28 protein-coding genes are annotated in these 26,975 nt (G+C 68.3%); 15 read left to right on the forward strand and 13 right to left on the reverse strand.

Going from position 1 to position 26,975, the window contains the following annotated elements; all coding sequences use genetic code 11:
* Positions 1-52 precede the first annotated feature (52 nt).
* The 3 genes from AAFL97_RS16915 to hisG all read right to left on the reverse strand — a co-directional run bounded on the left by AAFL97_RS16915 (position 53) and on the right by hisG (position 5,148).
* The gene (locus tag AAFL97_RS16915; RefSeq protein ID WP_341645897.1) at positions 53-2,935 is read right to left on the reverse strand and encodes an HD domain-containing phosphohydrolase; all 2,883 of its coding nucleotides are present in this window, start codon (positions 2,933-2,935) and stop codon (positions 53-55) included.
* A 250-nt stretch (positions 2,936-3,185) separates the two neighbouring features.
* The gene (gene hisD / locus AAFL97_RS16920) at positions 3,186-4,493 is read right to left on the reverse strand and encodes a histidinol dehydrogenase (RefSeq protein WP_341645898.1); all 1,308 of its coding nucleotides are present in this window, start codon (positions 4,491-4,493) and stop codon (positions 3,186-3,188) included.
* A 10-nt stretch (positions 4,494-4,503) separates the two neighbouring features.
* Positions 4,504-5,148 (reverse strand): ATP phosphoribosyltransferase, encoded by a 645-nt coding sequence (gene hisG, locus AAFL97_RS16925; RefSeq protein WP_263461630.1) that lies wholly within the window; start codon positions 5,146-5,148, stop codon positions 4,504-4,506.
* A gap of 185 nt (positions 5,149-5,333) precedes the next feature.
* On the opposite strand from hisG, the gene rnk reads away from it, so the two are divergent.
* Positions 5,334-5,741, forward strand: coding sequence for a nucleoside diphosphate kinase regulator (gene rnk, locus AAFL97_RS16930; RefSeq protein ID WP_341645899.1), 408 nt, complete (start codon positions 5,334-5,336; stop codon positions 5,739-5,741).
* 84 nt (positions 5,742-5,825) lie between these two features.
* Here rnk and murA read toward each other — a convergent pair whose 3' ends face one another.
* From murA to AAFL97_RS16980, 10 genes are read right to left on the reverse strand one after another with little or no spacing between them, the layout of a single operon-like run.
* A complete protein-coding gene (gene murA / locus AAFL97_RS16935; RefSeq protein WP_341645900.1) occupies positions 5,826-7,076 on the reverse strand; it encodes a UDP-N-acetylglucosamine 1-carboxyvinyltransferase in 1,251 nt (416 codons plus the stop codon).
* Positions 7,077-7,083: 7 nt separating this feature from the next.
* Positions 7,084-7,341: a BolA family protein gene (locus tag AAFL97_RS16940; RefSeq protein ID WP_263461628.1), complete on the reverse strand. Its 258-nt coding sequence runs from the start codon at positions 7,339-7,341 to the stop codon at positions 7,084-7,086.
* A 10-nt stretch (positions 7,342-7,351) separates the two neighbouring features.
* Complete coding sequence (locus AAFL97_RS16945; RefSeq protein ID WP_263461747.1) at positions 7,352-8,125, reverse strand: ABC transporter permease; 774 nt, start codon at positions 8,123-8,125, stop codon at positions 7,352-7,354.
* 37 nt (positions 8,126-8,162) lie between these two features.
* The gene (locus tag AAFL97_RS16950) at positions 8,163-9,059 is read right to left on the reverse strand and encodes an ABC transporter ATP-binding protein (protein WP_263461627.1); all 897 of its coding nucleotides are present in this window, start codon (positions 9,057-9,059) and stop codon (positions 8,163-8,165) included.
* On the reverse strand, positions 9,056-9,349 hold the full coding sequence (locus AAFL97_RS16955; RefSeq protein WP_341645901.1) for an STAS domain-containing protein: 294 nt from the start codon (positions 9,347-9,349) through the stop codon (positions 9,056-9,058). The genes AAFL97_RS16950 and AAFL97_RS16955 overlap by 4 nt, the downstream gene beginning before the upstream one ends.
* On the reverse strand, positions 9,346-9,981 hold the full coding sequence (locus tag AAFL97_RS16960; protein WP_341645902.1) for an MlaC/ttg2D family ABC transporter substrate-binding protein: 636 nt from the start codon (positions 9,979-9,981) through the stop codon (positions 9,346-9,348). Before AAFL97_RS16960 ends, AAFL97_RS16955 begins: the two co-directional genes overlap by 4 nt.
* 54 nt (positions 9,982-10,035) lie before the next feature.
* Positions 10,036-10,767: an MlaA family lipoprotein gene (locus AAFL97_RS16965; RefSeq protein ID WP_341645903.1), complete on the reverse strand. Its 732-nt coding sequence runs from the start codon at positions 10,765-10,767 to the stop codon at positions 10,036-10,038.
* A 33-nt stretch (positions 10,768-10,800) separates the two neighbouring features.
* Positions 10,801-11,277, reverse strand: coding sequence for an outer membrane lipid asymmetry maintenance protein MlaD (gene mlaD, locus AAFL97_RS16970; protein WP_263461623.1), 477 nt, complete (start codon positions 11,275-11,277; stop codon positions 10,801-10,803).
* Positions 11,278-11,279: 2 nt separating this feature from the next.
* Positions 11,280-12,080 carry a lipid asymmetry maintenance ABC transporter permease subunit MlaE gene (gene mlaE / locus AAFL97_RS16975; RefSeq protein WP_263461622.1) on the reverse strand — a complete coding sequence of 267 codons (801 nt, stop codon included), beginning with the start codon at positions 12,078-12,080 and terminating at the stop codon, positions 11,280-11,282.
* Positions 12,077-12,931: an ABC transporter ATP-binding protein gene (locus AAFL97_RS16980; protein WP_341645904.1), complete on the reverse strand. Its 855-nt coding sequence runs from the start codon at positions 12,929-12,931 to the stop codon at positions 12,077-12,079. The genes mlaE and AAFL97_RS16980 overlap by 4 nt, the downstream gene beginning before the upstream one ends.
* Before the next feature lie 215 nt (positions 12,932-13,146).
* On the opposite strand from AAFL97_RS16980, the gene AAFL97_RS16985 reads away from it, so the two are divergent.
* The 14 genes from AAFL97_RS16985 to AAFL97_RS17050 all read left to right on the forward strand — a co-directional run bounded on the left by AAFL97_RS16985 (position 13,147) and on the right by AAFL97_RS17050 (position 26,813).
* The gene (locus tag AAFL97_RS16985; protein WP_341645905.1) at positions 13,147-14,775 is read left to right on the forward strand and encodes a secretin N-terminal domain-containing protein; all 1,629 of its coding nucleotides are present in this window, start codon (positions 13,147-13,149) and stop codon (positions 14,773-14,775) included.
* Positions 14,772-16,478, forward strand: coding sequence for a GspE/PulE family protein (locus AAFL97_RS16990; protein ID WP_341645906.1), 1,707 nt, complete (start codon positions 14,772-14,774; stop codon positions 16,476-16,478). The genes AAFL97_RS16985 and AAFL97_RS16990 overlap by 4 nt, the downstream gene beginning before the upstream one ends.
* Positions 16,475-17,677, forward strand: coding sequence for a type II secretion system F family protein (locus AAFL97_RS16995; RefSeq protein ID WP_341645907.1), 1,203 nt, complete (start codon positions 16,475-16,477; stop codon positions 17,675-17,677). The genes AAFL97_RS16990 and AAFL97_RS16995 overlap by 4 nt, the downstream gene beginning before the upstream one ends.
* Positions 17,678-17,690: 13 nt before the next feature.
* Complete coding sequence (locus AAFL97_RS17000; RefSeq protein WP_341645908.1) at positions 17,691-19,088, forward strand: hypothetical protein; 1,398 nt, start codon at positions 17,691-17,693, stop codon at positions 19,086-19,088.
* Positions 19,085-19,684, forward strand: a complete 600-nt coding sequence (locus AAFL97_RS17005) for a hypothetical protein (RefSeq protein ID WP_341645909.1) — start codon at positions 19,085-19,087, stop codon at positions 19,682-19,684. The genes AAFL97_RS17000 and AAFL97_RS17005 overlap by 4 nt, the downstream gene beginning before the upstream one ends.
* A 116-nt stretch (positions 19,685-19,800) precedes the next feature.
* Positions 19,801-20,169: a hypothetical protein gene (locus AAFL97_RS17010; RefSeq protein ID WP_341645910.1), complete on the forward strand. Its 369-nt coding sequence runs from the start codon at positions 19,801-19,803 to the stop codon at positions 20,167-20,169.
* Positions 20,166-21,398 carry a hypothetical protein gene (locus tag AAFL97_RS17015; protein WP_341645911.1) on the forward strand — a complete coding sequence of 411 codons (1,233 nt, stop codon included), beginning with the start codon at positions 20,166-20,168 and terminating at the stop codon, positions 21,396-21,398. The genes AAFL97_RS17010 and AAFL97_RS17015 overlap by 4 nt, the downstream gene beginning before the upstream one ends.
* The gene (locus AAFL97_RS17020; RefSeq protein WP_263461613.1) at positions 21,386-22,102 is read left to right on the forward strand and encodes a type II secretion system protein; all 717 of its coding nucleotides are present in this window, start codon (positions 21,386-21,388) and stop codon (positions 22,100-22,102) included. The genes AAFL97_RS17015 and AAFL97_RS17020 overlap by 13 nt, the downstream gene beginning before the upstream one ends.
* A gap of 58 nt (positions 22,103-22,160) precedes the next feature.
* Positions 22,161-22,799 (forward strand): prepilin-type N-terminal cleavage/methylation domain-containing protein, encoded by a 639-nt coding sequence (locus tag AAFL97_RS17025; RefSeq protein WP_341645912.1) that lies wholly within the window; start codon positions 22,161-22,163, stop codon positions 22,797-22,799.
* A gap of 165 nt (positions 22,800-22,964) precedes the next feature.
* On the forward strand, positions 22,965-23,945 hold the full coding sequence (locus AAFL97_RS17030) for a KpsF/GutQ family sugar-phosphate isomerase (protein ID WP_341645913.1): 981 nt from the start codon (positions 22,965-22,967) through the stop codon (positions 23,943-23,945).
* Entirely contained in the window at positions 23,946-24,524 is a 579-nt protein-coding gene (gene lptC, locus AAFL97_RS17035) for an LPS export ABC transporter periplasmic protein LptC (protein WP_263461610.1), read from the forward strand.
* Positions 24,521-25,072: a lipopolysaccharide transport periplasmic protein LptA gene (gene lptA / locus AAFL97_RS17040; protein ID WP_263461609.1), complete on the forward strand. Its 552-nt coding sequence runs from the start codon at positions 24,521-24,523 to the stop codon at positions 25,070-25,072. Before lptC ends, lptA begins: the two co-directional genes overlap by 4 nt.
* A 30-nt stretch (positions 25,073-25,102) precedes the next feature.
* Positions 25,103-25,879 (forward strand): enoyl-CoA hydratase, encoded by a 777-nt coding sequence (locus AAFL97_RS17045; protein ID WP_263461608.1) that lies wholly within the window; start codon positions 25,103-25,105, stop codon positions 25,877-25,879.
* 367 nt (positions 25,880-26,246) lie between these two features.
* Positions 26,247-26,813 carry a phasin family protein gene (locus AAFL97_RS17050; RefSeq protein WP_263461607.1) on the forward strand — a complete coding sequence of 189 codons (567 nt, stop codon included), beginning with the start codon at positions 26,247-26,249 and terminating at the stop codon, positions 26,811-26,813.
* The last annotated feature ends 162 nt before the right edge of the window (positions 26,814-26,975 follow it).

The following is a 26,975-nucleotide window of genomic DNA, read 5'->3' on the forward strand; positions in this document are numbered from 1 at the left end:
GTCCGTACGGCGCCGCGCACGCCTGTCTTGCGGTTCTGGTGCGGGAAAGCCGTCATGCCGATCCCTCCTGGCACGCGGCACGTGCGAGCACCTCGACATCCACATCGTCGATCTGCGCGGAGTGCATGAAGACCCGCGCATAATCCAGCCACACGCGGCTGTGCACGAAGTACTGGTACAGCTCGGGGTCCAGGTGCCCGTTCCTGCACATGGTGGCCATGATGCCCAGCGATTCGGACAGGGTCTTGGACGGCTTGTAGGGGCGATCGGCCGCCGTCAGCGCCTCGAACACGTCCACCAGCGCCATGATCCGCTCGGTGATACCCAGTTGCTCGCCGCACAGGCGGCGGGGGTAGCCCTTGCCGTCCATGCGCTCGTGGTGGTTGGCCGCGATGTCGGGCACCCGCTCGAGATGCGGCGGCCAAGGCAGGCGCTTGAGCATGATGAAAGTCTGCACGATATGGTCGTTGATGGCGAAGCGGTCTTCTTCGGTGAGCGTGCCGCGCCGGATCGCCAGGTTGTGCAACTCGCCCATGTTCTGCCGGTGCCCGGGCAGCTTCATGTCGAAACCCCATGTATTGCGCGGATCGTCGCGCTCCACGGCGGGCCGTCGCGCATCGTCCCAGGGCACGACGTGCTGCGGCCGATCGGCCAGCAGGCGCTCGACGGCGGGCAGCGCGGGCGGCTCGGCACGACTGCCGGCCAGGCGGCGGCTTTCCTGCGCATCCAGGCCCAGCGTGTCGTCGAAGTGGCGCTGCCAGGTCTGAGCCCCGATCGCATGCAGGCGTTCGATGGCTTCGTCGGACAGGAATTCCCCGCCGATATTGCATGCGGCGACGAAGCGAAAGTCCTCGCCCAACTGCGCGTGGCGCGCATCACGCCGGGCCTCTGCGACGTGGGCGTCCTCGCCGCGCAGCCGGGCCTGCAGGCAGTCGATCTCGGCATCGCGCCAGAGCGCTTCGAAGCGCATGCGGACCTCATGGATGCGGTTGTGGACGACTTCCAGCTTGGTGGCCTTGTCCATGATGTGCTCGGGACTCGTCACCTTGCCGCAATCGTGCAGCCACGCCCCGAGACGGAAGGCCTGGCGCTCGTCCTCGTCGAGACGGAAGTCCGCGTACGGCCCGCTGGTCTCGGCTTCCATGCGGTCGGCCAGCAGGGTGGCCAGTTGCGGCACCCGTTCGCAGTGCCCGCTGGTGTAGGGGCTCTTGGCATCGATGGCATCGGCCACGATGCGGGTCACGGACTCGAACAGCCTGCGCTGCGCCTCGATGAGCTGGCGCGTCTCGATGGCCACGGCCAGCATGCCCGTCAGGCGATCGGTGAAGGCCAGGAATTCGGGGGCGGCGTGATCGAGGTCCTCGTCGTGCGCCAGCACGAGCAGCCCCGCCGGCTGGCTGTGGCGGCCATGCAATGCGAAGGCGATGCGACGGCGCCCATGGTCCGGAACGCCGGCAAGGGCCGCATCGCCCTCCTCCTCACTCATCGAATCCCGCAGTGCGCCTTGCTCGCCAAACGCGGCGGCGCGGACCAGGCCGCGGCGCTCGCGATCGAACAGATAGACCGCGCCACCTTCGCAGCGCGTGGCATGGACGAATTTTTCCAGCACCTGCGCAAGCATGGTCTCGATGCGCGGTTCGGTCCCCAGCACTCGGCTGATCGCGAGCAGCGACTCCATCGAGCCCGCCACCTTGTCCATCACGCCATCGAGCGCCTCCACCTCGCACAGCGCCGAAGCGGGACGTTCCTTGCGGCGGCGGAAATCGAACCGCGACATGCGCAGCGCCTGCGCCGCCATGCCCTCCAGCGCACGCCCCACGGCGCTGCCGACCTGCCAGCCGAAGGGCAGGAACAGCACGATCAGCGCGACCGACAGCAGGATCATGCGCGTGCGGTTGAGCGCCAACGCACCCAGCAGTTCATCGGTGGGCGCAGCGACCAGCAGCCGCATATCCACGCCATCGATGCCGTCGAAGGGCAGCGCCACCCCGAACCACTCGCGTCCTTCGGATTCATAGGAGACGACCCGACCATCGCCATCGACGGCGCGCCGCAATTGCGCGAGGGCGTCGATTCCCAGGGTATCCAGCGAGCGTACGGTGAAGTCGTCCGAATCGGGCTTGCGCACCAGCAGCGCCTGCATGTCGCGGTAGCCGATCACCGCGCCGCCCACCTCTACCAGCGCCAGCGCAGTGCTGGGCGTCATGCGCAGGCTGCCCAGCGCCTCGCCCAGGTCTTCCAGGGTCACGTCCACGGCCACGATGGCCTTCCCCGAGTGCGACAGGCGCGACAGCGTGATGCCCACCTGACGGGTGGAAAAGAAGACGTAGGGCCCGGAGGTGACGGTGGCCACCGTGTCCATTGCACCGATGTACCACGGCCGCTCGCGCGGATCGAACCGGTAATCGGGCACGGGCCGGCGCATCACCAGCTTATGCTGGGCATCGTAGAACAGGTACTGCCCGTGCCGATCGCCATCGTCGCCGCGCTCCACCACCTGCACAAGGTAGTTGGCCTGGGGCGGCGCCTGGAAACGTTCGCGAAGGTCGCGCCGGTCCAGCGCCCGCATGAGCAGGAAATCGCCGTTCTCATAACCGACGTGGATCGCCGACACCAGCGGATTCGCGATCAGCTCGGTTGCCAAGGCGCCGCGCCTCGCCAACCGTTCCTCGAGTTTCACTGCATCGGTTATGGGATCAAACGCCAGCGTATGCAGCGACATCGAACCGGGTTCGACGATCCGACGCGAACGTTCGGCGACGATCTGACTCGTATCACGCGCCACCACCGCAGCCATGTCCAACAGGATGGCCCGCGAACCGTACCAGCCAAGCGTGATCAGCGCCACGGCGATGAGCGCCATGGCAGCCACTATCATGCCGGCGATGACGAGCCGCACCGGCAGCGCACCGATCACACGAGGCACTCGTGGCACGCATCTCTCCATTTCTCGCTGCGGAAACCGGCGCGGACCCGCAGTACTTAGAGCGCGCCCCCATTTCCCGATGCCATCTTTCTACGAGATGGCGACCTGTCTCGTGTGCGAGAGTACAGTTTCAGCCCATTCGTAACAAGAGATGTCGTCATATCGCGCGATCGCCAAGGAAGCACCCCGCGCATCGCCAGTCAGCGGCAAGCCCCCCTGAATGCCCTTAGCGTCACAAACGCCTTCAGAGGGAAAGCCGTCAGGCCTTCAGGCGCATCTCCGCCGAGCGTGCATGGGCCTGCAGGCCCTCGCCATGTGCCAGGATGGACGCGACCTTGCCCAGGTGCTGGGCACCCGCCTGCGAAATGTTGACGATGCTGGTGCGCTTCTGGAAATCGTAGGTGCCCAGCGGCGACGAGAAACGCGCGCTGCGCATCGTCGGCAGCACGTGGTTCGGCCCGGCGCAGTAGTCGCCCAGCGCCTCCACCGCCCAGTGGCCGACGAAGATCGCGCCGGCATGGCGGATATGGTCGATCCAGGCTTCGGCATCCTCCAGCGACAGCTCCAGGTGCTCGGGCGCGATGCGGTTGGCCAGCGCGCAGGCCTGCTCGATGCTGTCGACGCGGATCAGCGCGCCGCGATTGGCCAGCGACTTGGCGATGGTCTCGCGCCGCGGCATCGTCGGCAGCAGGCGGTCGATCGCCTCGTGCACCGCATCGATGAAACCCGCATCGGTGCACAGCAGGATGGACTGCGCCAGTTCGTCGTGCTCGGCCTGGGCGAACAGGTCCATCGCCACCCAGTCGGCGTGGCCGGAACCGTCGGCGATGATCAGCACTTCGGACGGCCCCGCCACCATGTCGATGCCGACGGTGCCGAACACCCGGCGCTTGGCTTCGGCGACGTAGGCGTTGCCGGGGCCGACGATCTTGTCCACCTGCGGAATGGTCTGCGTCCCGTAGGCCAGTGCCGCCACCGCCTGTGCGCCGCCGATGGTGAATACCCGGTCGACGCCGGTGATCGCTGCAGCCGCCAGCACCAGCGGGTTCTTCTCGCCGCGCGGCGTCGGCACCACCATGATCAGTTCGCCGACGCCGGCGACCTTGGCCGGGATCGCGTTCATCAGCACCGAGCTCGGATAGGACGCCCGCCCACCCGGCACGTAGAGGCCGACGCGATCGAGCGGCGTGACCTTCTGCCCCAGGCGGGTGCCGTCGGCTTCTTCGAACTCCCAGGACTCGCCCTTCTGGCGCTCGTGGTAGATGCGCACGCGGTCGGCGGCGATGGTCAGCGCCTCACGCTGCGCCGACGGCAGGCCGTCGAGCGCGGCGTGCAGTTCGGCCTTCGGCAGTTCCAGCGCCGCCATCGAAGCCACCTCGAGGCCGTCGAAGCGGCGGGTGTATTCGACCACCGCGGCATCGCCGGTGGTGCGCACCGCACGCAGGATCTCAGTCACCGCGCCGTCGATGCGCTCGTCGGCTTCGGCCTCGAAGGCCAGCAGGGCATCCAGCGTGGACAGGAATTCGGGCTCGCGCACGTCGAGGCGGCGGATGGGCGTCTGGCTCATGATCGGTTCCTCAGGACTTGATCGCGCCGGCGAAGGCATCGAGCACCGGCTGCAGCAGTTCGCGCTTGAGCTTCAGCGAGGCCTGGTTGACGATCAGGCGCGAGCTGATCGGCATGATGTCCTCGACTTCCTCGAGGTTGTTGGCGCGCAGCGTGCCGCCGGTCGACACCAGGTCGACGATCGCATCGGCCAGGCCGACCAGCGGTGCCAGTTCCATCGAACCGTAGAGCTTGATCAGGTCGACGTGCATGCCCTTGCCGGCGAAATGCGCCTTGGCGGCATTGATGTACTTGGTGGCGACGCGGATGCGCCCGCCGGGACGGGTGGCGGCAGCGTAGTCGAAGCCTTTCTGCACCGCCACGCACAGGCGGCAGCGGGCGATGTCCAGGTCCAGCGGCTGGTACAGGCCGGCGCCACCGTGTTCGAGCAGCACGTCCTTGCCGGCGATGCCGAGGTCGGCCGCACCGTACTGCACGTAGGTCGGCGTGTCGGTGGCCCGCACGATGACCAGGCGCACGTCCGGCCGGTTGGTGCCGATGATGAGCTTGCGCGAGGATTCGGGGTTGTCGGTCGGCACGATGCCGGCGGCCGCGAGCAGCGGCAGCGTCTCTTCGAAGATGCGCCCCTTGGACAGGGCGAGCGTGATGCTGGACACGTGAAAAGCCTTGGTCGAACGGGCCGACATTGTAACCCGGCACCGCTTCTGTTAACCTTCGGCCAAAGGGTGGCCCCAAGGGCAAACCCGATGGGCTGAACTGCGAGCGGCAGTTCGGCCTTTTCTTTTGCATGTCCGCGCGGCCCGCAAGGTCTTCAGCGCAGGACGTCACGCAGGACGACATCATGAAGCCGCCAATCATCGTTTCCAGCAGCGACCTCGAACGCCTCGAGGGTCTGCTGACCCTCCCCGCCTTCCGCAGCCGCAGCGACCTCGACGGCCTGCGCGAAGAGCTCGAACGGGCCGACGTACGCGAGCCCGAGGAGATGCCGGCCGACGTCATCACGATGAACAGCCGCGCCCGCTTCCTGGAAGAGGGCACCGGCCGCGAATACGAACTGACCCTGGCCTACCCCAAGGACGCCAACGCCGAAGCGCGCCGGGTATCGATCTTCTCGCCGGCCGGCAGCGCCCTGCTCGGCCTGTCCACCGGCCAGTCGATCGACTGGACCACGCCGGACGGCAAGGAGCTGCACCTGAAGGTGCTGGAAGTGACCTGGCAGCCCGAAGCCAACGGCCAGTTCGATCTCTGAGCGATCTCCGGGTGCTCTCCAAGCGCCTCGATCGCTGAGCACCCCATCAGCGGCGTTCGGTCGCCGCTGCAGGCGCCTGCCCACTCAGACCAGGCGCCGCACCTTGGCGCCGAGCGCGGCCAGTTTCGCTTCCAGCCCTTCGTAGCCGCGATCGAGATGGTAGATGCGCTCGATCACCGTCTCGCCCTCGGCCACCAGGCCGGCCACCACCAGGCTGGCCGAAGCACGCAGATCGGTCGCCATCACGGTCGCGCCCTGCAGCCTGTCCACGCCCTGGACGACCGCGGTGTTGCCGTCGATGCGGATGTCCGCGCCCAGGCGCTGAAGCTCGACCGCGTGCATGAAGCGGTTCTCGAAGATGGTCTCGCGGATCATCGCGACGCCCTTGGCGACGCAGTTGATCGCCATGAACTGGGCCTGCATGTCGGTCGGGAAGGCCGGATAGGGCGCGGTGCGCAGGCTGACGGCATTGAGCCGGGCCGGCGCCTCGAGGCGGATCGCATCGCGTTCGGAAACGACTTCGCAGCCGGCATCCATCAGCTTGTCGATGACGGCATCGAGATAGCACGAACTGGTGCCGGTCAGCCTCACCGAGCCGCCGGTGGCGGCGGCGGCGCACAGATAGGTGCCGGTCTCGATGCGGTCGGGCATGATGCGGTGGGTCGCGCCATGCAGCCGGTCCACGCCCTGGATGCGGATCACGTCCGAACCGGCGCCCGACACCCGTGCGCCCATCGACACCAGGCAGTTCGCCAGATCGACGATCTCGGGCTCGCGCGCGGCGTTCTCGATCACGGTTTCGCCGTCGGCCAGCACCGCAGCCATCATCAGGTTCTCGGTGCCGGTCACGGTGACCATGTCGGTGAACAGGCGCGCGCCCTTCAGCCGCGGCACCCTGGCATGGACGTAGCCATGCTCGACGCGCACGTCCGCCCCCATCGCCTGCAGGCCCTTGATGTGCTGATCCACCGGCCGGGCGCCGATCGCACAGCCGCCGGGCAGCGACACCTGCGCCTCGCCGCAGCGGGCCACCAGCGGGCCGAGCACCAGGATCGACGCCCGCATCGTCTTGACCATCTCGTAGGGCGCGAGCGGCTTGTTCAAGCCCGATGCGTCGAGCGTGACGGTGTCGCCATCACGCGCCACCTTGACACCCATCTGCGCCAGCAGCGCCAGCAGGGTGCCGATGTCCTTCAGTTGCGGCACGTTGGTGAAGCTCACCGGTTCGGCCGTCAGCAGCGCCGCGCACAGGATGGGCAGCGCGGCGTTCTTGGCACCGGAGATGGCGACCTCGCCCGACAGGCGGCTGCCGCCTTCGATCAGCAGTTTGTCCATCGCGGTCTCACATGCCCAGGTCGCCGCGGCCTTCTTCCCATTGCGCGGGAGTGAAGGTCTGCAGCTGCAGCGCATGGATCTCGTTGCCCATCAGGCGGCCGAGCGTGGCATACACCGCCTGGTGCTGGCGTACGCGCGGCTTGCCCTCGAAGGCCGGGCTGACGACGATGCCGGTGAAATGCACCCCGTCGTCGCCTTCGATGGCGACGAACTCGCAGGGCATGCCCTGTTCGATCAGGCGCTTGATTTCGCTAGCTTCAAACATGATTCATCCTTTAGGAGCGCAGCTTGTAGCCCCGTCCGAGCAAGGCCAGGGTCAGCGCCGCGAGCAATACGAAACAGCCGGACACCACCGCGAGCGACAGCCAGGGCGAAGTGTCCGACTGGCCGAAGAAGCCATAACGGAACCCGTCGATCATGAAGAAGAACGGGTTGAAATGCGATACATCCTGCCAAAAGCGCGGCAGCGAATGGATCGAGTAGAACACGCCGGACAGCATCGTCAGCGGCAGGATCAGGAAGTTCTGGAAAGCGGCGAGCTGGTCGAACTTGTCGGCCCAGATGCCGGCGATGACGCCGAAGGAGCCCAGGATCGCCCCGCCCATCACGGCGAACGCCAGCACCCACAGCGGGCTGGCGATATCCAGATCGACGAAGGGCATCGCCACCAGCAGCACGCCGCAGCCGACGAACAGCCCGCGCAGCGTCGCGGCGATGACGTAGGCGGCATAGAACTCGCGATAGGACAGCGGCGGCAGCAGCACGAAGATGATGTTGCCGGTGATCTTGCTCTGGATCAGCGACGACGAGCTGTTGGCGAAGGCGTTCTGCAGCACCGACATCATCACCAGGCCGGGCACCAGGAAGCTGGTGTAGGCGACGTCGCCATACACGGTGACGTGACGGTCGAGCACGTGCGAGAAGATCAGCAGGAACAGCAGCGCATTGAGCACCGGTGCGGCGACGGTCTGGAAAGCCACTTTCCAGAAGCGCAGCACTTCCTTGTACAGCAGGGTACGAAAACCCGTCAGCGGCGCATCGGCGGCCATCGGCTCGATGCGCGGCGGCGTCGCGCCGCGGCGCGTTTCAGGCACGATGCATGACCTCCACGAAGACTCTTTCGAGATCCGGCTCTCCCAGCTGGATCTCGCGCAGCCCGGCACCGGCCTCGCGCAGACGCGCCAGCAGCGTCTCGAGCTTGTCGTAGCCCTCGAAGGCGAACTCCACCCAGCCGTCCTCGACCGCCACCCCGCCGAGTGCGACGGCCGCCTCGGCCCTGTCCACGCTGACGCGCAGGCTGTGGGTGGCGAAGCGGTGCAGCAGGTTCTCGGTGGTGTCGAGGGCGACGACCTTGCCGGCCTTGAGCATCGCGATGCGGCCACAGAGCGTTTCCGCCTCTTCGAGATAATGCGTGGTCAGCACGATGGTATGGCCGTCGCGGTTGAGCTTGCGCACGAACTGCCACAGGCCCTGGCGCAGCTCGACGTCGACGCCGGCGGTGGGCTCGTCGAGCACGATCACCGGCGGCCGGTGCACCAGCGCCTGTGCCACCAGCACGCGCCGCTTCATGCCGCCGGACAGCATGCGCATGTTGTCATCGGCCTTGTGCGTCAGGTCCAGGCTGGCGAGGATCTCGTCGATCCAGTCGTCATTGCCGCGGATGCCGAAATAGCCCGACTGGATGCGCAGCAGCTCGCGCACCGAGAAGAAGGGATCGAACACCAGCTCCTGCGGCACCACGCCGAGATTGCGCCGCGCATTGCGGTAGTCGCGCACGACGTCGTGGCCCATGATCTCGAGCGAACCGCCGTCGGGCCGTACCAGCCCGGCCAGCGCCGAGATCAGCGTGGTCTTGCCGGCGCCGTTCGGCCCGAGCAGGCCGAAGAATTCGCCCTGGCCGATTTCGAGATCGACGCCGCCCAGCGCCTTCAGCGTTCCGTACTGCTTGGTGACGGCGCTGACCCTGATGGCCGGCACCGTCATGCACCGCGCTCCAGCGGCAGCAAGGCGTCGATGTCGTAGAGCGCGGCAAGGCTGGCGAGCCCCGGCGGCAGGCTGCGCAACACGATGTCGTGACCAGCCTCGCGCGCGGTGCGCAGCCAGTCGAGGACCAGCGCCAGCGCCGCCGAATCGGCCGTCGGCACCGCCGCCATGTCGACCACCAGGGAACCGGCCCTGGCCAGCCGCCGCCCCTCTTCCAGCACCGACGCGGCGCTGTGCATGGTCAACGGCCCCTGCGGCGCGAACACCGCCACCGCACCTGCATCGCTCATGAACGCTGCTGCTCCGCTTCGAGTGCGCGATTCTTCGCTTCGAGCGACTTGATCAGGCCGTCGATGCCGCCGCTGCGCACGTCCTGGGCGAAGCTGCTGCGATAGTTCGTGACCAGGCTGACGCCGGCGACGATGACGTCGAACACTTTCCAGCCCGCGTCGGATTTTTCCAGCATGTAGTCGATGCCGATCGGCTGGGCGCCGGTCTGGCGCACTTCGGTGCGGACCTGCACGCGCTTGTCGGCTTCGCCGAAGCGGGTCGGCTTGAAGTCGATCGTCTGGTCGCGATACTGCGTCAGCGCATTGGAATACGTGCGCACCAGCAGGGTGCGGAAGGCATCGGTCAGGCGCGTCTGCTGCTCGGCCGACGCACTGCGCCAGTCGGGGCCGACCGCCAGCATGGTCATGCGGCGGAAATCGAAGTGCGGCAGCACCTTGGCATCCACCAGCGCCATGATCCGCTGCGGATCGCCGGCCTGGATCGCCTTGTCGGTACGCACGATCTCCAGCACTTCGTTGGTGACGTCGCGCACCAGCACGTCCGGACCCTGCTGGGCCGCAGCCTGGGCCACCGGCATCAGCCCGGCGGCGAGAAGGCAGAACAGGGTGAGTAGCTTGTTGAAGAAGTTCATGTCGCGTTTCCGTATGGGGTTGCACACTGGCGGGACGATCACCGTCACGCTCGTTCAATCCTCGAAATCTTCGTACTCGCGCGTCACGTTTCCATCCGAAACCTTGTAACGGCGTTGTTCAAGGTAGAAATCGCGGATGTAGGCATATTTGTCGGTCGTCGCCTCATCCACCGTCTTCTCGGTGCCGAGGAAGGTCGAGCGGATGTGCGTGAAGCGCAATGCGGTGTAACTGTTGCGCGTCGGAACGTGGTCGATCTGCCACGGATTCTGGCCCAGGTAATCGGCCGGCAGCGCGGCGGTATCGCGCACGGTGCGCGGCCCGAAGAAGGGCAGCACGATGTAGGCGCCTTCGCCCACGCCCCAGCTCCCGAGCGTCTGGCCCAGGTCCTCGTCATGCTTGGGCAACCCCATCGGCGTGGCGATGTCGATCAGGCCGAGCAGGCCGAACGTCGAGTTGAAGGCAAAGCGCATCAAGTCGGACAAGGCGTCGGCCGGCTTGCCCTGCAGCAGGTTGTTGATGGCGATCCAGGGGTCTTCGAGGTTGGCGATGAAGTTGCCGAAACCGGTCCGGGCGACGTCCGGCAGCACGAACTCGTAAGCCTGCGCCACCGGCTTGACGACCGCCTTGTCGACCTGCTCGTTGAAGCTGAACATCGCCCGGTTGTAGCCTTCGAGCGGATCGGGGTTGCCGGCCGTGGCACAGCCCCCGAGCAGCAGCGCCGACAGGGTGGCGACCGCCAGCGGCCGGCGCAGCGTGGCAGGGAAGTTGGGGATTCTGGCGTTCATGTCATTGTTCTCCAGCGATGTCCACTACGTTCTTCACTGCGCCGCCGGTGCAGCCGGTTCGGCGGCCTTGTCGAACAGGAACTGGCCGATCAGCTTCTCCAGCACCACGGCGGATTGCGTGATCATCAGGCGATCGCCCTCCTTCAGCGGCTCGACGTCGGCGCCCGCCTCGAGGCCGACGTACTGCTCGCCGAGCAGGCCGGAAGTCAGGATCGACGCCGAAGTGTCGGCGGGAAATTCGAAGCGCCTGTCGATATCCAGCTGCACGACCGCGCGATAGCTGTCGGTGTCGAAGCGGATGCCCTGCACGCGGCCGACCAGCACGCCGGCGCTCTTGACCGGTGCGCGCACCTTCAGCCCACCGATGTTGTCGAAGGCGGCCTCCACGCGATAGCTCTCGCTGCCGTTGATGCCGGAAAAATTGCCGACCTTCATCGCCAGGAAGACCAGCGCGGCGAAGCCGATGGCAACGAAAATGCCGACCCACAGGTCGAGTGCGGTGCGACTCATCATCAACCCCGGAACATGAAAGAGGTAAGCACGAAATCGAGCGCCAGGATGGCCAGCGCCGAGGTCACGACGGTACGGGTGATCGCGCGCGACACGCCTTCGGCGGTGGGCTCGCAATCGTAACCCTCGAACACGGCGATCAGCGACACCACGGTACCGAAGACAAAGGATTTGATGACCCCGTTCAGCACGTCGTGGTCGAACTCGACCGCCGCCTGCATCTGCGACCAGAACGCGCCGTCATCGACACCGATGACGACGACGGTGATCAGCCAGCCGCCGAACACGCCCATCGCCGAGAACAGCGCCGCGAGCAGCGGCATCGACAGCACGCCACCCCAGAAGCGCGGCGCCACCACGCGCGCGATCGGGTTGACCGCCATCATGTCCATCGCCTTCAACTGCTCGGTGGTCTTCATCAGGCCGATCTCGGCAGTGATCGCCGAACCCGCGCGGCTGGCGAACAGCAGCGCCGCAATCACCGGCCCAAGCTCGCGCAGCAGCGACAGCGCCACCATCACCCCCACCGCATCGGCCGAGCCGTAGCGCTGCAGGATGTCGTAGCCCTGCAGGCCGAGCACCAGACCGACGAACAGGCCGGACACGGTGATGATCAGCAGCGACAGCACGCCGCTGAAGTACAGCTCGCGGATCGTCAGATGGATGCGGGTCAGCGACTGCCCCGAGGCCAGCAGCACCGCGAACATGAAGCGGGTGGCGAAACCCAGGCGCCAGATGCCGTCTATCGTCAGCTTGCCGACGTGGCGCAGCCCGGCGACGAGGCCGGCGAACAGGCCGTTCATGCGCTCCTCCCGCCCAGCAGGCTGTCGATCGGCGGCGCCGGATAATGGAAGGGCACGGGGCCGTCGGCCTCGGCATTGACGAACTGGTGGACGAAGGGGTCGGTCGAGGCGCGGATCTCGTCCGGCGTGCCTTGCGCGACGATGCGCCCTTCCGACACGAAGTAGATGTAGTCCACGATCTCCAGCGATTCATGCACGTCGTGCGTGACCATCACCGAACTGGCGCCGAGCGCATCGTTCAGGCGCCGGATCAACTGGCCGATGATGCCGAGCGAGATCGGGTCCAGCCCGGCGAAAGGCTCGTCGTAGAGGATCAGCATCGGGTCGAGTGCCACCGCGCGCGCCAGCGCCACCCGCCGCGCCATGCCGCCCGACAGCTCGCCCGGCCGCAGCGCGGCCGCGCCACGCAGCCCCACCGCCTGCAGCTTCATCAGCACCAGGTCGCGAATCATGCCTGGCGGCAGGTCGGTGTGCTCGCGCAACGGAAAGGCGACGTTGTCGAACACGCTCATGTCGGTGAACAGCGCGCCGAACTGGAACAGCATGCCCATGCGCCGGCGCATCGCATAGAGCTCGGCTCCGCCGAGCTTGCCGACTTCATGGCCGGCGACTTCCACCGCCCCCGCATTCGCCTTCAACTGGCCGCCGATCAGCCTCAGCAAGGTGGTCTTGCCGCAACCGCTGCCGCCCATGATCGCCACCACCTGGCCGCGATGCACCTCCAGGTCGATGCCGCGCAGCACCGACCGCTCGCCATAGGCGAAACGGACGTCGCGAAGGGAAACGAGAGGCGCATCGCGCTCGGCTGCAGGGGCCACGAAAGCAGATTCTTTTGTTCGAGAACCGCGCATTCTAGCAGAGGCGGGCACCACTTCCCGGCAATTTGTCGCAATGCAACAGTCCGTTACCCCATGCCGGGCCCGCGATCGCGCTCCCGCGGCGGCATCGAAAAATGTCATAGGAGTATTTTCTTATGTCATAAATTCATCTAGCATGAATGCATGAGCCGCCGAGCCCCCATCGCCCTCCCGTCAATGTCACTTGCATTCACCGTGCTGCTGGGCGCATGCACGCAGCTCGGCGTTCACCGGGCGCCGGCCGGCCACCTCTCCGCCCCGCAACCGCCGGCGGTGAGCGCGGACCCGCCGCCCGCAGTTGCCGAGCCTCCGCTCCCCGCATCTGCCGAAGCGCCGGCACCGGCTGTGCCGGCCAGGCGCGAAAAACCTATTCGATCTCGGTACACGACATCCCCGTCCACCAGTTGCTGCTGGCGGTCGGCCGCGACGCCCGGCTCGACCTCGACCTGCACGGCGGCATCGACGGCCGCGTCACCCTCAACGCCGTCGACCAGCCGCTCGGCGAGATCCTCGCCCGCATCGCACGTCAGGCGCCGATCCGCTACGAAATCGCCGGCAACCATCTCAGCGTGCGGCCGGATACGCCTTTCCTGCGCAGCTACACGCTCGACTACGTCAACCTGAGCCGCAGCATGCGCGGCACCGTCGCCACCAGCACGCAGATCTCCACCAGTTCCAGCAGCGCGGGCAGTCATGGCGACGCCGCCGGCAACACTTCGGTGACCCAGATCGAAACCCGTTCGAGCAACGATTTCTGGCAATCGATCCAGGCCAACATCCGCGCCATCCTCGACGACGGCGCAACAGGCCCGTCCCGCTGCGCCGGCAAGGGCGACGACTGCCGCGACGGCGACATCATGGTCAACAGGGAGAGCGGCATCGTCATGGTGCGGGCCACGGCCCGCCAGCACGAACAGCTCGCCGCCTTCATCGATCAGGTCCAGCGCGCCGCCCGCCGGCAGGTCATGATCGAAGCCACCATCGTCGAAGTCACGCTGGCCGACGGCTACGTCCAGGGCATCGACTGGAGCCGCCTCGGCCTGCCCGGCTGGAACATCAGCCCGCGCAGCAGCGCCGGCAGCGGCGCGCCGACCCTGAGCTACGCTTCGGCCAACACCGACTTCAGGCTCGAGCTGCTGGAAACCTTCGGCACCGTCAAGGTGCTCTCGAGCCCACGCCTGTCGGTGCTCAACAATCAAACCGCGATGCTCAAGGTGGTCGAGGAATACGTTTACTTCCTCGTCGATGCCACCACCACCGAATACGGCGACAGCGAGCGCGAGAAGGTCACCGCGACGACGACGCCCCAGTCGGTCTCGGTCGGCATGGTGATGTCGGTGACGCCGCAGATCAGCGCCAGCGGCGAAATCACGCTGAACGTGCGGCCGACGGTCTCCGGGATTTCCGGTTTCCGCGACGACCCCAATCCTTCGCTGCGCGACATCCCCAACCGCGTGCCGCAGATCCGCACCCGCGAGATCGAATCGATGCTGCGCCTGCGCAGCGGCGAGATCGCCGTGCTCGGCGGCCTGATGGAAGACCGCGTGGACCACGACACCGGCCGCATTCCGCTGCTGGGCGACATCCCGGTGCTGGGCGAGCTGTTCACCCGCCGCGACAACACCGTGCGCCGCACCGAGTTGCTGATCTTCCTGAGGCCGCTGCTGATCGACGACCCGAGCACCCGCGGCGACTACGCCGGCTATGCCGACCAGCTTCCCGGGCCGGACTTCCTCGTCTCCCGGCCCTCGCCCGGCCGGCGCAACTTCCCGTCGATGCCGATGCGCCCGCTGCTGGTGCCGAGCCACGACGCCAGCGAAACGGAGCACCGCCCATGAATGCCGCCCTGCCGATCGGCCAGCTCCTGCTCGACGCCCGCCTGATCGGCGCCGACCAGTTGCGCATCGCGCTGCACGAACAGCAGCAGCGCAAACGCCCGCTCGGCCAGGTACTGGTCGAACTCGGCTTCGTCAGCGATACCGCGCTGCGCGACACTCTCGCTGCCCATTGCGGCCACCCCAGCGTCGATCTCGCCAACACCCTGGCCGACCCCGCCGCACTGTCGCTCGTGCCCCAGGCGCTCGCCAGGCGCCACAGACTGCTGCCGCTGGAATACCGCGTTGCCGAGCGCACCCTGGTCGTCGCCATCGCCGACGCCGGCAACGTCGTCGCCCTCGACCGCCTGCATGCCGAACTCGGTCCCGGCACCCGCGTCGAACTGCGGGTCGCCGCCGACGTCCAGCTCGAACGCGCCATCGAGCGCCATTACGGCCAGGCCGTCACCATTGACGACATCGTCCGCGAGATCGAGCAGCGCAGCTCCGGCAATGCCCCCGCAGGCAGCCGCGAAGACGGCCCGGCCGTGGTCCGCCTGGTCGACGCGATGCTGGCCGAGGCCGTCGCCAGCCGTGCCTCCGACCTCCATTTCGAACCCGAAGCCGGCTATCTGCGCATCCGCCTGCGCATCGACGGCACGCTGCGCCAGGTCCGTGCCCTGCACAAATCCTTCTGGCCCGAACTGGCGGTACGCCTCAAGGTCATGGCCGGGCTCGACATCGCCGAATCGCGCTGCCCGCAGGACGGCCGCATCTCGCTGGCCGTCGCCGGGCGGCCGATCGACTTCCGCGTCGCCACCCAGCCCACGCTGCACGGCGAGAACATCGTGCTGCGCATCCTAGACCGCGAGAAAGGCATCGTCCCGCTCGATGCGCTCGGCCTCGGCGACATGCAACGCGACACGCTCGAGCGCATGCTGGCACGCCCGGAAGGCCTGATCCTCGTCACCGGCCCCACCGGCAGCGGCAAGACGACGACGCTGTATTCGGTCCTCAACCACCTCAACACCGAAGCCGTCAACATCATGACGCTGGAGGATCCGGTGGAATACCCGCTCGCCCAGATCCGCCAGACCCCGATCGGCGACGCCAGCCGCCTCGGCTTCGCCGACGGTGTCCGCGCGCTGCTGCGCCAGGATCCGGACATCCTGCTGATCGGCGAGATCCGCGACGCCGATACCGCGCAGATGGCGCTGCGCGCCGCGCTCACCGGCCACCAGGTGTTCGCCACGCTGCACGCCAACTCCGCGCTCGGCGCCATCCCGCGCCTGCTCGACATCGGCCTGCGCGCCGATCTGCTGGCCGGCAACCTGTCGGGCATCATCGCCCAGCGCCTGGTGCGGCGGCTGTGCCCGCACTGCCGGATCGAGGCCCCCGCATCGCCGGCCGAATGCCACCTGCTCGGCCTGCCTGCCGAGCGGCCACCGGCACTGTTCTCGCCCTGCGGCTGCGCCGAATGCGAGTTCCGCGGCTACCGCGGCCGCATCGCGATCATGGAATTGCTGCACATCGACGAAGAGCTCGACGAGCAGATCGGCGCCGGTGCCCGCCCCGGCGTGCTGCGGCCTCTGCTGCGCCGCCGCGGCCATGCCGGCCTCGCCGACGACGGCCTGCGCCGGGTGCTGGACGGCAGCACCTCGCTGGCCGAACTGGCCCGCGTCGTCGCTCTCGACGGCCTCGCCACCCAAGCGGAGCACGCCGGATGAAGACCTACAGCTACCGGGCCATGAGCGCCGACGGCCGCCTGCTGCGCGGCCGGCTGGATGCGGCCGACCTCGCCGACCTGGAAAACCGGCTGCGGGAACAAGGCCTCGCCTTCATCAACGGCGAAGCCAGACTCAGCCTGAGCCTGCCGGGCAGCAAACGGGTACCGCGCCGTGAGCTGATCCACTTCTGCTTCCACCTCGAACAATTGCTGGCCGCCGGGGTACCGCCTTTCGAGAGCCTCGCCGCATTGCGCGACGCCACCACCCATCCGCGCATGCGCACGGCGGTCATCACCCTGCTTGCCGACATCGAGCGCGGCCAGCCGCTGTCCGCTGCCGCCGCCCGCCAGCCCGGCGTGTTTCCGCCCGCCACCGTCGCCCTGCTGCGCGCCGGCGAACAGGCCGGCCGCCTGCCCGAGACCATCCGCGACATCGGCGCGGCGCTCGAACACGAAGACGAACTGGCCAATTACGCCCGCCGCATCGCCATCTATCCGGCCATCGTCGCCAGCCTGATGCTGCTCGCGGTGGTCGTCGCCCTGGTCCACGTCGTCCCCGAACTGGAGAAGCTGTTCCACAGCAGCGGCCAGACCCTGCCGCTGCAGACCCGTCTGCTGATCGGCCTGTCGCATGCGGTGACGCAGGCCGGCTGGCTGCTGCCGGCCGGCATCGCCATCGGGCTGGCCGGCGTGCGCTGGTTGCTGGCGCGCTCCGATGCTGCCCGCACCCGCCTGCACCACCTGCTGCTGCGGCTCCCCGTCGCCGGCGAAATCCTCACCAAGCTCACGCTCGCCCGCTTCGCCAGCGTGCTGGCGACACTCTACGCCGCCGGCATCACGATCATCGACGCGCTGCGCATCACCCAGGACATCACCGGCAATCTGGCCCTGCGCAAGGCCCTGCACACGGCCACCGGGCGTATCGAGCAAGGCCACGCGGTATCGGCCGCCTTCGAAGCGACCGGCCTGTTCCCGCCGCTGGTCGAACGCATGCTCAGGGTGGGCGAACAGACCGGCGGGCTGGATCGCGCCCTCGGCAACGTCGCCGCGCTCTACCGGCGCGACGTCGCCAACGCCACCGCTCGCCTGCAAGCCGCCATCGAACCCTTGCTGACGCTGGCCATGGGCGCGCTGCTGCTGTGGATCGCCAGTGCGGTGCTCGGCCCCATCTACGACATCATCACCCGCCTCCCGACCTGACGCGGAGCCCGCCATGCCGAACACCATCCTGCTCCGCATCGACGCTCTCGGCCTCGAAGCATTCCAGGCCGGCAAGCACCCGCTGGCCCGCCTCGCCGGCTTCGCCACCGGCGAGCAGGGCGCATTCATCGACTGGCTCCGCGGCCAGCCCGGCAAGACCCGCTACCGCATGCTGGTGGACCTGGCCGACGAATGCCACGAAACCGAAACCCTGCCGCGCACCCGCGGCGCCGACCGCCGCGCCCTGCTCGGCCGCCACCTCGCCGCCTGGTATCCGCAAGCCTGCTATGCCAGGGCCGACACCCTGGCCATCGACCGCAAGGCCGATACCGAGCAGATCCTGTTCAGCGGCCTCGCCCGGCCAGCCGGCGTCGATGTCTGGGCGAGCGCCCTGAGCCGCGCGGGATGCAGTTGCGAGCGGCTGGTGCCGGCCAGCGAACTGATCGCCCATGCGCTGCCCGGCCCGGCCCGGCTGATCGTTTGCCGCAGCCGCGCCGGCATGCGTCTGACGCTGGTGGCCGGGCATGCCGCGCGGCTGTCACGGCTGCTGGAACACATCGGCTCCGGTGCCGATGACGACCCCACCCGCGCCGAGTGGCAGCACGAGATCGAACGCACGCTGCAGTACGCGAACAAGCTGCAACTGCAGGCAGGCGAAGCTGCCACCGAAGATCCCGGCGGGCACCTCCAGGTCGCCCTGCTCACCGCCGGCCCCGCCCACGCGACCGAGGTCCAGCTACACCCCCTCGATCCGCTCGGGGCCGATTCCATTCACATCACCGACAGCAGCGAGCTACTGCTGGCCTGGCTGGCACGCGCCCCGCGCAAGCTCGGCTGGCCCGGCCCCTCGCCGGACGCGGCATTTCCGCTGCGCCACGTCCGCAAGCTGGCCCTCGGCGCCGGCGTGCTGCTGTTCGCCGGCGGCACCGGCATCGCCGCCATGCACTGGCAGGCGGCGCGAGGCGCCGAGGAAAGCCGTGCCGCGCTGCAACGCGAAACCGCCCGCCTGCAGCACGAGCTGACGGAGCTGACGGCCGCCCACGCCGGACTCGATGCGCCGCCCGCCCGCATCATCGACACCATCCGGCTGGTCGCGCACGAAAGCGGCACGGCCATCATGCCGCTGGACGTTCTTCGCCCGATCGCGGACAGCCTGGAGCACGCGCCCGGGCTCGCGCTGCAGGCCCTGGAATGGTCGCCTGCCCCTGCAGGCGCCGAGCCTGCGCTCGTCCGCGTCAGGATGAATCTCTCGTCCGCTGCCGGCGCCAACGCGTACGCAGCAATCGAAGCCATCGTCGCCCATCTCGCCAGGCGCGGTGCGCGGCTCATCGATACACGCGCCGATGCCGGCGGCGATACGCAGCTCGAACTGCTGCTGACACCGAAGCCCGTCCAGGTGCAGCCGCGATGAAAGCCATGCCGCTCGCCATCGACACCCGCAGTATCGCCGCGCTGCTGCTTGCCGCAGGGTTTGCCGCAGGCGGCATCGGCGCTCTCGTCGCCTCGACCGGCGCGCGCGACGAAGCCCTGGCAAGGCTGGCGGCAGCACAGCGCCAGCACGCCCGCCTCGCCACCGAGCTGGACGCGCTGCGACTGCAGCAGCCCGCGCTGGATGCCGCGCTCGAACACTGGAACGCTCTCGCCGCACTCGGCGCGATGCAGCCGCCCGCCGCCACGGCATGGGCCGCCCAAGCCGCCCGCAGCCTCGAACGACAAGGCCTCGCCGGCAAGGAACTGCACTTCACGCCGCCTCGGCCGGCGGCCGACGGGGCGGATCCGGATGCGCCGCGCATTCTCGTCCACACCCTGGAGATCGACACCCCGCTGCAGCACGAAGGCCGGCTGCCGATGCTGATCGCCACCCTGGCCGCCGTCCCCGGCGCGCTCGTGCTGCCGCGCAGCTGCACGCTGAGCCGCCGCGACGGCAGCACGACCGGACGCGTGCACGCACGCTGCCGGCTCGACTGGCTGACGATTTCGCTGCCGTCCGGCACGGGCGCAAGATGATGCCGGCCAGGACACCCGCCCTGCTTCGCCCCACGCCGTGCGCATGCGCCGCACAGCGGTCACGGGGCGGTCTGCTTGCGCTGCTCGCCTGCACGCTGGCGGCAGCGGCCCCGGGCATGGCGCAGACCCGCGGCAATCCACCAGCGATCGCCCAGCCCGCCGATGCCGCGTTCGGCCGCCTGTTCTTCACGCCCGGCGAGCGCCACGCGCTGGATCAGCCTCCGCCGCCGGCGCCTCCCCCCAAAGCCGCCATGCCGGCGAGCCCCCCGAGCGCAGCGCCCCGGCGCATCGACGGCTTCCTGCGCCATTCGAACGGCGACACGACGCTGTGGCTGGACGGTGTGCCCGGCCCCCTGCCGGCGGGCCTGCGTGCCGCGCCCTTCCCGGCGCTGGAACTGATCCCGGTGCACGCCCCTCGCCAGCGCCTGCGCACCGGCGACAGCTGGCAGGCGGTGCCGGACACTTCTCCGGGGCGACCGGAATGAAGCCCGCCCGCGTGAAAACCGCCGGCCACGGCCTGGTCGCCGCTCTTGCACTCGCCATCCTGCTCGGCGCCGGCGGATTGCTCGCCCACGGCGAACTCGATGCCCGCTTCCGCACCCGTGCCCAGGCCCGCAGCATCGCGGCGCTTTCGCAGGCGCGCGAAGCCCTGCTCGGCTATGCGATCAGCTATGACGAAAGCCACGAAGGCCAGGGCCAGGGCTACCTGCCCTGCCCGGACACCGGCAACACCGGCTCGACGGCACTCGGTGCCTGCGGCCCCCGCGGCGTCGCCGCCGCCGGCCGGCTGCCATGGCGGACCCTGGCCCTGTCGCAACTGCAGGACGGCTGGGGCGAATGCCTGTGGTATGCGGTGTCCGGCAGCGTCAAGCACAACCCGAAGCCGCTCGCACTCAACTGGGACAGCCCGGGGCAGTTCAGGCTGTGGCGCGGCGACGGCCACAGCCTGCCTGCCGCTTCGCCGGACGGCCTTGCCATCGCCGTCGTGTTCGCCCCCGGCCCCGCGCTCGCCGGCCAGCATCGCCACGGCGCCGACCACGCGCCTTGCACGGCCGGCACCACCCTGAACGAGGCCGGAGATTTCATCGAGGCCGGCAGCGATCTGCCATCCATCGCGATATCGGACATCCATCAGGGCCAGGTCGGCAGCACCACCCGCAACGACCTGATCACCTGGCTGGGCATCGACGACATCTACGACGCGCTGCGCCGGCGCAGCGACTTCGCCCCGCGCATCGACCACATCGGCGAGACTGCCGCGCTGCATCTGGCCTCGCGGCTCACCGACGCGGATTTCGTCGCCCGCCATCTGCACGAGACGCCGCATGGCCAGTTGCTGACGGGCGGGCTCGCCGCCGCCTCGGAACTCGGAATCGCCGCGCCCGCCGGCAGCGCCCACGACAACTGGCGCGACCAGTTCCAGGTCGCCCTGTGCAAGGACGGCAGCGACTGCATCACCGTGATCGATCCGGAGCTGCCGCACACCGCAAGCTGCCGCGCGGTACTGCTGTTCGGCGGCGAACGGATCCGCAGCGGCGACGGGCGCCAGCGGCGCGGCACGGCGGCCGAACGGGCCGATGTCGCGCAATACCTCGAAGGCGACAACCCCCGCCATTTCGTGCTCGGCATCGCGGAATTCCACGGCACTGCCGGATTCCGCATCACCGATCCGCATCGCCCCGCCAGCCAGGATGTCGTCCGATGCCTGAACTGAGCCCCCCAACCCGCTTCGCCGCCGCCGGCATGCGCCCACCGCCCCCGTGCCGCCAGAGCGGCTTCACGCTGGCCGAACTCGCCGTCGTGCTGATCATCCTCGCGCTGCTGTCCGGCAGCATGCTGGTCCCGCTCGCCAGCCGCATCGAAGCCCGCGACCGCCAGGCGACGCTGGACCGCCTGCGCGACATCCAGCAGGCGTTGACCGGTTTCGCCATCATCCACGGCCGCCTGCCCTGCCCCAGCATCGAAGCGGACCCGGCCCATCCGGACTACGGCCAGGAAGCGCCGCCGCCCTGCAACACCGCCACCGAAGGCCTGCTGCCCTGGCGCACGCTGGGCATGCCCGCCACCGACGCCTGGGGCAGCACGCGCGTCAGCGCCGACGCCCCCTGGCAAGGCCACTGGCGCTATCGGGTCGACCGCAGCTTCAGCGACCAGCTCATCACCGCCGCGAGCGTGCCGGCCAGCAATCTCCAGATCCACGCGCACGACGGCCGCCGCATCACGGTCAGCGACTCCCAGGCCGTCGCGATCGTGTTCTCGACCGGCGCCAATCGCCGCGCCGACGGCCTCAACGCCACCTACTCCGCCACCGGCCCGACCTATCAGGCCGGCGAACCGACCGCCGACTTCGACGACATCCTGGTCTGGATCGGGCGTCCGCTGCTGATCGCCCGCCTTGCCCAGGCGGGCCGCCTGTGAGGCGGCCCCGGATGGCCGTCCCCACTTTTTCCACCCACGCAACAAGGAGGCAATACCGATGAAACCCCATCAACAAGGCTTCACCCTCGTGGAAATCGCCGTCGTCCTGCTGATCGTCAGTCTGCTGCTGGGCGGCGTGCTCAAGGGCCAGGAGCTGATCGACAGCGCCAAGGTCAAGAATCTGGCCCAGGATTTCCGCAGCCTGCCGGCCCTGGCCCACGCCTACCAGGACCGCTTCCGCGCGCTGCCGGGCGACGATGCCCGTGCCCGCCTGCACCTGTGCCCGAGCGGCGACGACTGCACCAGCGCGGGCAACGGCAACGGCACGATCGACGGCAACTGGAACGACGAGACCGACAGCGACGCATTCCGCTTCTGGCAGCACGTGCGCCTCGCCGGCCTCGCCACCGGCAGCAGCGACACTAGCAATGCCGGCTACCTGCCGCGCAACACGGTCGGCGGCCGTCTCGGCGTGCAGAGCGGCAGCCTGCTCGGCCTTCGCGGCAGCGTCCTGACCTGCTCGGGCGGCATCCTGGGCAAGCTCGTGCGCCAGCTCGACCTGGCACTGGACGACGGTGATCCGGCGACGGGCTCGATGCGGGCCGGCCTCGACAGCGGCACCGGCTCGCTCACACCGGTCTCCAGTTCGGCTCCGCTGGACGACGGCATCAGCTATACCGTGTGCGCGAGCCTGTAGCCCCGGCAGCGGGAATCCGCACCGAACGGCGCGCCCGGCCCGGACTTCCGGGCGCGCCGCCACGCCCATCGGGTGGCGCACCGACTGTTATACAATTGCGAGTCTCTGCCGGCACGGCACCGTGCCGGCGGAATCCGCAACCGACCCAGGCTTCCCGATCTCCCGATGACTCCAGCCGCCGACAGCCCCACGCTCGCGCTTGCCCGCCGCGTGCTCCGAATCGAAGCCGCCGCCGTCGCCGCGCTCGCCGACCGCCTCGGCACGGCATTCGAGCGCGCGGTCCAGCTCATCCTGCAGCGGCGCGGACGCGTCATCGTCACCGGCATCGGCAAATCGGGGCACATCGCACGCAAGCTCGCCGCCACGCTCGCCAGTACCGGCACCCCCGCCTACTTCGTCCATGCCGCCGAAGCCGCGCATGGCGACATGGGCATGATCACGCCCGAAGACGTCGTGATCGCGCTGTCGAACTCGGGCACCAGCGAGGAAGTGCTGACCATCGTGCCGCTGGTCAAGCGCCAGGGCGCGCAACTGATCTCGATCACCGGCCGGCCGGAGTCACCGCTGGCGCAGCAGGCCGACATCCATCTCGAAGCCATCGTCGCCGAGGAAGCCTGTCCGCTCAACCTCGCCCCCACCGCCAGCACCACCGCCGCGCTGGCGCTGGGCGACGCGCTGGCCGTGGCCCTGCTCGACGCCCGCGGCTTCGGTGCCGACGACTTCGCCCGCTCCCATCCGGGCGGCGCCCTCGGCCGCCGCCTGCTGACCCACGTCGGCGACGTCATGCGCCCGGCCGAAGCCGTGCCGATGGTCGCAAGCGATGCGCCGCTGACCCAGGCCCTGCTGGCGATGACCGCAGGCGGCATGGGCATGACCGCGGTATGCGGCGCGGATTCGCGCCCGATCGGCATCTTCACCGACGGCGACCTGCGCCGCGCACTGGAAAAGGGCTGCGACGTCCGCAGCACCAAGCTGACCGAGGTGATGACGCGCAACCCGCGCTCGATCGGCCCGGAAGCGCTCGCCGCCGAAGCAGCGGAACTGATGGAGCGCATGCGGATCAGCCAGTTGCTGGTGCTCGACGCGGACGGCGGCCTCGTCGGCGCGCTCACCACCCACGACCTGATGCAGGCCAAGGTAATCTGAGTGGTCAACAGCTATCGCCTCTACCCCATCATCATGCTCGCGCTGCTGGCCGGCGCCTCGGTGTGGCTGGAACGCATCACCCGCGTCGATGAGCCTGCCGCCGAAGCCGCGGAGCAGACCGGGCCGGACTTCATCGCCGAGCACACCCGCGTGGTCGGCTACGGCGCAAACGGCGCGCAGCGCTACGAACTGTTCGCCGACCGCCTCACCCACTTTCCGCAGGGCGACATCACCCGGCTCGACATGCCGCGCCTGCGCATGATCAACGAAGGCCGGGAAACGCACATCACCGCCCGACACGCCGAAGTCTCGCCGGGCGGCGAACAGGTCGACATGCAGGGCGAGGTGCGCGTGCGCCGTCCTGCGGTGGCGGACGACCCCGCCCTGGCGCTCGACTCCGAGACCCTCACCATATGGCCCGACACCCATCGGGCGCACACCGATTCGCCCGTGCAGCTGACGCGCGGCAGCACCCGCGCGGATGCGCAGGGCATGCGCGCCGACAACCTGTTCGGCACGCTCGAACTCATCGGCCAGGTACACGTCAACATGCCTCGCCGCCAAGGATCCGCTTCATGAACGCTCCGACCCTCCGCTCACTGGTTCCGCTGCTCTTCCTCGCCCTCAGCGCCATCGCCCGGCCCGCGCTCGCCGAAAGCGCCGACCGCCAGCAACCGGTCAACATCGAAGCCGACCGCATGACGGTCGACGATCGCAACAAGGTGCACGTGTTCGAGGGCAACGTCGTCCTGACCCAGGGCAGCCTGCTGATCAAGGGCGACAAGCTCGTCGTCACCCAGGACGCCGCCGGCTTCCAGAACGGCGTCGCCACCGCCGAAGGCAGCAAGCTCGCCACCTTCCGCCAGAAGCGCGAAGGCACCAACGAATACGTCGACGGCGAAGCCGAACGCATCGAGTACGACAGCCGCAACGAGAAGGCACGGCTGTTCAATCGCGCACGCGTCACCAGCGGCGGCGACGAAGTCCGCGGCGCCTACATCGAGTACGACGCGATCACCGAGAACTACCTCGCCAAGAACGCACCGGGCGGCAAACCGAGCGGCGACGGGCGCGTTCGCGCGGTCATCCAGCCCAAGAGCGACAACAAGCCGGCCACGCAGCCGTAAGCCGACTCCTTCCACCTGCCCGGAGACAGCATGGACTACGAACTCATCCTCACCGAAACCCGCGGCCGCGTCGGCCTGATCACCCTGAACCGGCCCAAGGCGCTGAATGCGCTGAACGACCAGGTGATGGACGAAATCGGCGCGGCGCTCGACGGCTTCGAGGCCGACGAAGGCATCGGCGCCATCGTCATCACCGGCTCCGACAAGGCTTTCGCTGCCGGCGCCGACATCGGCGCGATGGCGGACTACTCGTACATGGACGCCTACAAGGGTGACTACATCACGCGCAACTGGGAACGCGTCAAGACCTGCCGCAAGCCGATCATCGCCGCGGTCGCCGGCTTTGCCCTGGGCGGCGGCTGCGAGCTGGCGATGACCTGCGACATCATCATCGCCGCCGACAGCGCCCGCTTCGGCCAGCCCGAAGTCAAGCTCGGCATCCTGCCCGGCGCCGGCGGTACCCAGCGCCTGCCGCGCGCGGTCGGCAAGGCCAAGGCGATGGACCTGTGCCTGACCGCGCGCTTCATGGATGCGGCCGAAGCCGAAAAGGCCGGCCTGGTGTCCCGCGTCGTTCCTGCCGACAAGCTGCTGGAGGAAGCCCTGGCCGCCGCCGAGACCATCGCCGGCTTCTCGCTGCCCGTCGTCATGATGATCAAGGAATCGGTCAACCGCGCCTTCGAGAGCAGCCTCAACGAAGGCCTGCTGTTCGAGCGCCGCGTGTTCCATTCCTCCTTCGCGCTCAACGACCAGAAGGAAGGCATGGCCGCTTTCGTCGGCAAGCGCAAGCCCAGCTTCAGGCACGACTGAAGCCCCTTCCGGCCGCGATGCAGCAGAACATGCGACCGCCCCCCGGCGGTCGTTTCACGTTCATGGCCTGCCCCGGCCCTGCTGCAGCCAAGGAATGGCTGCCTGCGTGGCTCCCGCCGCCCGCCGTCATGCTCACGCAAACTCTCCGAGGCATGATGCCGTCTGCCATATCCCGGAACGACCGATGGACGGATAGCCATCGATGGCGATAGACGGAAATAATCGCATCGCCATTGTGCAATGCACAAAATACTTCTTGACAGCGGAAATGGCATCCCTATAATTCAGTCCATGCTGCAACGCAACATCGCGGCAAGCAAGAAAGTCCGATGTTTCTGCATGACCTTATTTTTATCAGGAGATATCCATGTCCGCCTTCGTCACCCCCGAGCAGTTCGCCGCCACCAACAAAGCCAACGTCGAAACCCTGCTGACCCTGGCCAACGCCGCTTTCGCCAGCGCCGAGCGCCTGGCCGCCCTGAACCTGAACACCGCCCGTTCGATCCTGGAAGACGGCGTTGCCAACACCAAGGCTCTGCTGGCCGTCAAGGACGTGCAAGAGCTGGTCAACCTGCAAGCTTCGCTGGCCCAGCCGATCGTCGAGAAGGCCGTCGCCTACGCCCGCAGCGTCTACGAGATCACCTCGCAGAGCCAGGAAGAAGTGTCGAAGGTCTTCGAAGGCCAGGTCGCCGAGCTGAACAAGGGTGTCGCTTCCGCCCTGGACAAGGCTGCCAAGTCGGCTCCCGCCGGTTCGGACGTTGCCGTCGCCGCCGTCAAGTCGGCCATCGCCGCCGCCAACAGCGCCTACGACAGCATGAGCAAGGCTGCCAAGCAAGTCGCCGAAATCGCCGAAGCCAACGTGGCTGCCGCGACCAACGCCACCGTCAAGGCCGTGAGCACCTCCGCCAAGACCGCTTCCAAGAAGGCTGCCTAAGCTTCTTCGGTAGAAAGCTGCAACGAAACGGCCCCGCGATGCGGGGCCGTTTTGCGTTTAAGGTGGCTTCTTGTGCGCAATGGCGTCTGACGGCACCGACGATGGAGGGCCCAGCTTTAGCCACGAATCAGGCCTACCTTGGCATCCTACAATGCGTCCCCG

The organism is Thauera sp. SDU_THAU2 (genome assembly GCF_038260575.1).
Taxonomy (GTDB): Bacteria; Pseudomonadota; Gammaproteobacteria; order Burkholderiales; family Rhodocyclaceae; genus Thauera.

What these genes read in the sequence shown, in the direction of transcription:
- AAFL97_RS17050 (WP_263461607.1), top strand. Translation starts at nt 26,247, where the DNA reads ATGTCCGCCTTCGTCACCCCCGAGCAGTTCGCCGCCACCAACAAAGCC.
- AAFL97_RS17020 (WP_263461613.1), top strand. Translation starts at nt 21,386, where the DNA reads ATGCCTGAACTGAGCCCCCCAACCCGCTTCGCCGCCGCCGGCATGCGC.
- AAFL97_RS16960 (WP_341645902.1), bottom strand. Translation starts at nt 9,981, where the DNA reads ATGAACTTCTTCAACAAGCTACTCACCCTGTTCTGCCTTCTCGCCGCC.
- AAFL97_RS16940 (WP_263461628.1), bottom strand. Translation starts at nt 7,341, where the DNA reads ATGTTTGAAGCTAGCGAAATCAAGCGCCTGATCGAACAGGGCATGCCC.
- AAFL97_RS17000 (WP_341645908.1), top strand. Translation starts at nt 17,691, where the DNA reads ATGCCGAACACCATCCTGCTCCGCATCGACGCTCTCGGCCTCGAAGCA.
- hisD (WP_341645898.1), bottom strand. Translation starts at nt 4,493, where the DNA reads ATGAGCCAGACGCCCATCCGCCGCCTCGACGTGCGCGAGCCCGAATTC.
- AAFL97_RS16995 (WP_341645907.1), top strand. Translation starts at nt 16,475, where the DNA reads ATGAAGACCTACAGCTACCGGGCCATGAGCGCCGACGGCCGCCTGCTG.
- AAFL97_RS16990 (WP_341645906.1), top strand. Translation starts at nt 14,772, where the DNA reads ATGAATGCCGCCCTGCCGATCGGCCAGCTCCTGCTCGACGCCCGCCTG.
- AAFL97_RS16955 (WP_341645901.1), bottom strand. Translation starts at nt 9,349, where the DNA reads ATGAGCGATGCAGGTGCGGTGGCGGTGTTCGCGCCGCAGGGGCCGTTG.
- AAFL97_RS17005 (WP_341645909.1), top strand. Translation starts at nt 19,085, where the DNA reads ATGAAAGCCATGCCGCTCGCCATCGACACCCGCAGTATCGCCGCGCTG.
- AAFL97_RS17030 (WP_341645913.1), top strand. Translation starts at nt 22,965, where the DNA reads ATGACTCCAGCCGCCGACAGCCCCACGCTCGCGCTTGCCCGCCGCGTG.
- AAFL97_RS16950 (WP_263461627.1), bottom strand. Translation starts at nt 9,059, where the DNA reads ATGACGGTGCCGGCCATCAGGGTCAGCGCCGTCACCAAGCAGTACGGA.
- AAFL97_RS17025 (WP_341645912.1), top strand. Translation starts at nt 22,161, where the DNA reads ATGAAACCCCATCAACAAGGCTTCACCCTCGTGGAAATCGCCGTCGTC.
- rnk (WP_341645899.1), top strand. Translation starts at nt 5,334, where the DNA reads ATGAAGCCGCCAATCATCGTTTCCAGCAGCGACCTCGAACGCCTCGAG.
- AAFL97_RS16985 (WP_341645905.1), top strand. Translation starts at nt 13,147, where the DNA reads ATGCACGCAGCTCGGCGTTCACCGGGCGCCGGCCGGCCACCTCTCCGC.
- mlaE (WP_263461622.1), bottom strand. Translation starts at nt 12,080, where the DNA reads ATGAACGGCCTGTTCGCCGGCCTCGTCGCCGGGCTGCGCCACGTCGGC.
- mlaD (WP_263461623.1), bottom strand. Translation starts at nt 11,277, where the DNA reads ATGAGTCGCACCGCACTCGACCTGTGGGTCGGCATTTTCGTTGCCATC.
- AAFL97_RS16965 (WP_341645903.1), bottom strand. Translation starts at nt 10,767, where the DNA reads ATGAACGCCAGAATCCCCAACTTCCCTGCCACGCTGCGCCGGCCGCTG.
- AAFL97_RS16980 (WP_341645904.1), bottom strand. Translation starts at nt 12,931, where the DNA reads ATGCGCGGTTCTCGAACAAAAGAATCTGCTTTCGTGGCCCCTGCAGCC.
- AAFL97_RS17045 (WP_263461608.1), top strand. Translation starts at nt 25,103, where the DNA reads ATGGACTACGAACTCATCCTCACCGAAACCCGCGGCCGCGTCGGCCTG.
- lptA (WP_263461609.1), top strand. Translation starts at nt 24,521, where the DNA reads ATGAACGCTCCGACCCTCCGCTCACTGGTTCCGCTGCTCTTCCTCGCC.
- murA (WP_341645900.1), bottom strand. Translation starts at nt 7,076, where the DNA reads ATGGACAAACTGCTGATCGAAGGCGGCAGCCGCCTGTCGGGCGAGGTC.
- AAFL97_RS17010 (WP_341645910.1), top strand. Translation starts at nt 19,801, where the DNA reads ATGGCGCAGACCCGCGGCAATCCACCAGCGATCGCCCAGCCCGCCGAT.
- AAFL97_RS16945 (WP_263461747.1), bottom strand. Translation starts at nt 8,125, where the DNA reads ATGGCCGCCGATGCGCCGCTGACGGGTTTTCGTACCCTGCTGTACAAG.
- AAFL97_RS17015 (WP_341645911.1), top strand. Translation starts at nt 20,166, where the DNA reads ATGAAGCCCGCCCGCGTGAAAACCGCCGGCCACGGCCTGGTCGCCGCT.